Consider the following 4,357-nt stretch of genomic DNA (forward strand, 5'->3'; position numbering starts at 1 on the left):
AACCCCCAATAAAGTACCATCGATCCGCCAAATTTTGACAGTTTTATCACGAGAACCCGAGGCAATTAATTGACCATCGGGGGAGAAACTGACAGAATAAGCGCGATCGCTGTGACTACTTTCCACCGGACAATCGGAATGTTTGGACGGGTCTCCCGTCAAATTCGGATCCACTAAAGTTTTGAGGAGAGTGCCATTGGATGCATTCCAAATTTTGACCGTACAATCTTGAGAGACCGAGGCGATCGCCCGACCATCAGGAGAAAAACTCACTCCAAACACGCGATCGCCATGTCCATCAGGAGCCTGTAACGTCATCACCGCTTCCGTAGTGCGACCCGGGTCCAGACTCCAAATTTTCACCGTTTTGTCCCAACTGGCCGATGCCAACTGTTTTCCCGTGGGAGACAAACTGATACTCGACACCCTCCCCTTGTGACCCACCTCCCCAGCTAACACCTTCAAAAAAGTATCTTTTAGAGTCCAAAGACGAATCGTTTTATCCCAACTTGCCGATGCCAAAGTCATGCCATCGGGACTAAAATTGACACTGGTTACTCGGCCACTATGACCCTTGAGCGTTTTAATCGGCGTCCCATCTAACTTCCAAATTTTAATCGCATTATCATCCCCAGCCGATGCAAACCAGCGGCCATCGGGACTAAAACTCAAGCTAAAAACAATATCATCATGAGCCGTCCAGCTTTGGGTAGAGTCCTCCTCCAGATTCGTCACCGAAATGGTATGATCCACACCGGCTGAAACCAGATGACGACCATCGGGACTAAACGCCAATGCCGTCACCCAATCCGTATGAACCCTTAAAGTCTTGCGGACTGTGCCATCAAGGGTCCAAAGTTTAACAGTTTTGTCATCAGAAGCCGAGGCCAGAGTTTGACCATCGGGACTGAACGTCACCCAATTCACCGAATCCGTATGACCTTTAAACGTTCTGACCAAACTGCCATCGGATACCCGCCATAGCTTAACCGTTTGATCATGACTTGCCGTGGCTAAAAATTGACTATCCGGGGAAAAACTGGCGCTATAAATGCTATTGGTATGGCCGTTGAGGGTTTTATAGAGACTGCCATCTCGCTTCCAGAGTTTAACCGTCCGGTCCCTAGAGGTTGAGGCAATATAATGACCATCGGGAGAGAAGGCCACGCTGGTGACCTCATCGGCATGACTGACCCCAGTCATATCCAGACTATAATCCACCAATTTTTTATGGAGACTGCCGTTGCGATTCCAGAGCAATACCTGAGTGTCATTGCTTCCGGAGGCCAACAACTGACCATCGGGAGAGAAGGCGACACTCCAGACTTCTGCACCATGTTCTTCGAGACGGTTCCGTTCTCGCACCCCATAAACGGCTTGTTGTAAGGCGGTTGCCACCCGCAGTTTAGTTTCTGAATCCGGGTTTTTAGCGCTTGAGAGTTTTCGCCATGCTCTTAAACTTTCGACCAAGGCATCAAATTCGCGATCGGAGACATAGAGGGCTTCACTGGAGGCACTAATGGCGGTAATTTGAGCATTTTCCACCCCAATTGAGGCTTGTTCTTTTTGAGCGAGGGCGAACACACTGGCAAACGCTAGTAAACCGGCTAAAAAGCCCAAAAAACCCCGCTGACGTTTGAGCTTTTTATTGCTTTTTTCGAGTTGCGCTTGGGTCATTTTTTTGGCTTCTTCGGCCTTGACTAACCGGGCCTCGGGACCAAAATCACTTTCGTATTTTTGGCGGACGGGGTGAACGAGATAGTCATGGACGAGTTGATAACGATCGCCGGATTCTTCCCGGTGAATAAAGACTAAACCTGCTCCTTCGAGAATTTTTAAAATTAAGTCCAGTTGTGCTGGGGTGAACTCTCTGGATGCGGCTAATTCTTCTTGGGTGCGCAGGGGTCGGGTGTTGTTTTGATTGGTGAGACGGTACAGGACTTCCCAAGCTGGTTTTTCATTATCCGGTCCACAGTCGCGAATGACTTGGACGAGCGATCGCGCAATCAGGATTTCTTTGGGGCGATCGCCGAGCTTTTGGTACTGTTCTAGGGTGGTAATTTTTTCTTCGTCATCTTGCAGTTGAGCGCCGACGAGTTGTAATTCAATCGGGCGCACCTGACCTGTTTCATTGGCTAAATCCCGAACTAATGCCTCAATCAGTTCAGTTTCCAAATAAAATTGGGACCGTTCCGTTAAGCGCTGAATTACCTCTACGGCCTGGGCTGCGGAAAAATCACTGAGTTGATAGCGAATTTCTTTACTGAGAATATCGTTATTAATCGCATCAAGATAGCATAGCCGTTCGCAGTCTAATAAATAATGTAAGAAATCCGTTCTGAGGGAAAGGATAACTTTGACAAAGGGAATATCGAGGCAGATTTGTAAAAATCGATAGAATTCTTTCCGACTTTCCTGAGTTTTATGAACAAAGAAAAACTCTTCAAATTGGTCAAAAATAATCACCGTCAGGAGATTGCGATTGACGTTGGATCGCAGCATGGATAAGGCCGCTTCTCCCGGGGAACGGTCAGCCGAATGCTCTGGGGTGAGGCTTTCACCCTTCTCTAAATCTCCATTGAGTTCGCCCCACTCGGGATTGGGTTCTGGGGGAATTCCCAGGGTTTCGCTGATAGTTTCATTCAGGCGTTTGGAGAGGGTGGCAATCCAATCGGTATAGGACCGTAGGACCACAGGCACAGCAAGGCGATCGCCGATCGCCCGCCCTGCTAATGCTGGAACAAATCCAGCATTCACCAAGGAGGATTTACCAACCCCAGAGTCGCCATACAAAATCGTGAGTTTTTTATCGGCGCGAGTCATGCGTTCTAGCAAACATTCAATATGTTGCTGACGTCCTGCTGCCGCAATTTCTTGGGGTAGTCCTAAAAATTCGGAATATTTTGGGGCCAGTCCACTTAAAGCAGTCTGGTTTAAGGGTTGGGAATGCGCCTTCGTTTGGGGTTGCAGCAATCCGGCCCCCACAAAAGCCCGGAACCCATAAAGGGTTTCAATAGAGCGTTGTTCTTGTTTGAGGCGAAAGGCTTCGACATACTCCCGATGCTCGAAATAGAGCGATCGCAGCAGCTTTAAAATGGAAATATAAAGTTGGGGATCTCGTTCCGGTTTAGTGACTTGTTGAGCAAAATTGAGAATTTCGATCGCCGATTGGGACTGTTGATACCAGGATGGGGCCGAATCGTTTAACTTGCCGGGGGCCGGGGTTGCTTCCAAAGGACTCAACTCAGGGACCGTGGCCCGGGCTAATAAGTACAAGTACAATCCCTGTTCTTGGCGCTCGGGGACAGGGGCCAAGGCTAAAGCGGCGATCGCCTTTTGCGCGTAATCCTTCGACTGTTCCCACTCGAACCGCGCCAGGGCGACTTCCGCCATAAATCCATAATCCCGGGCCAATTGCACCGGATGTTTTTCATGGAGATCCACTGTTTTTTCCACTTGAACCTGCAAGCGATCCCAGCGCTGTAGCCTTGCTAGGACCTCTCCTAAGAGGGGGCTGAGTTGCGCGACACAATCTAATCGCCCCCCCGACTCAAACAGGGTCAAGGCGCGATCGAGATAGGATTCAGCTTCGATCAGGTGTTGCTGACTTTGAGCTTGGTAGAGTTCGGCTTTGCGGCAATACAACAATCCCAAGTGAAACCACAACAGACCCAGGCGTTCGAGGTCTGGGGAGGAAACCGCAAGGGGCGTAATTTCTGGAGCCTGCTGTTTGGGGTCCGTGAGGGGTGAACCCCTACCAATATGCTGCCATAACGTCAAACTTTCGTGATAATGAGCTTCAGCCAGACCCAGGCGATCGCGGCAAAACTCATCTCGACCCAATACAAACTGGACACTGGCACAGAGTTCCGCATCCAAAGTCACCCCGCGACCCGGCAAATCCTTAACCGCAGACTCCAGTTCCTTGCGCCGGTTCGACTCCAGAGGACTCGGGATGCACCATTCATACCCGGGAGCATTCATTCCCCGTTCTAATAGTTGCGGAATCAGACTCCCCGCCTCTTGGTGCAGCAAGTCCAGCAAGCTAGGAGTTTCCATCTCAAATTTAATCGAGGTGGCCGCCCAACTTTTCAAATCCGGTGCAAACCGAATCAAAGAAGCGAGCACCTCCTCCGTCACCCACCAAATTAGGGGAAAAGGAAAACTGTTGCGAAACTCATCCCGCACCTGATTTGCCGATACCAGCAACTGTTCCAAACCATTGGTGCAATCCAACCCAAAAATCATCACTGCGAGGGGTTGCTTCTGATCCAGAGCGTCCACCAAGGTGCTGTAAAGGGTGCTGACCGTTTTGGGGAGCACCATAGAATGTACGGAACGTCCTTCCTCTGAAATT

Annotated in this window: 1 protein-coding gene; it reads right to left on the bottom strand. The window is 49.8% G+C overall.

Annotated features, from left to right (window positions below; all coding sequences use genetic code 11):
• Nucleotides 1–4,326 (bottom strand): nSTAND1 domain-containing NTPase (locus J0895_RS14960; RefSeq protein ID WP_207088858.1); only part of this gene is annotated, 4,326 nt, incomplete at its 3' end.
• Nucleotides 4,327–4,357 lie beyond the last annotated feature (31 nt).

This window comes from Phormidium pseudopriestleyi FRX01 (assembly GCF_017313335.1).
Taxonomy (GTDB): domain Bacteria; phylum Cyanobacteriota; class Cyanobacteriia; order Cyanobacteriales; family Laspinemataceae; genus Laspinema; species Laspinema pseudopriestleyi.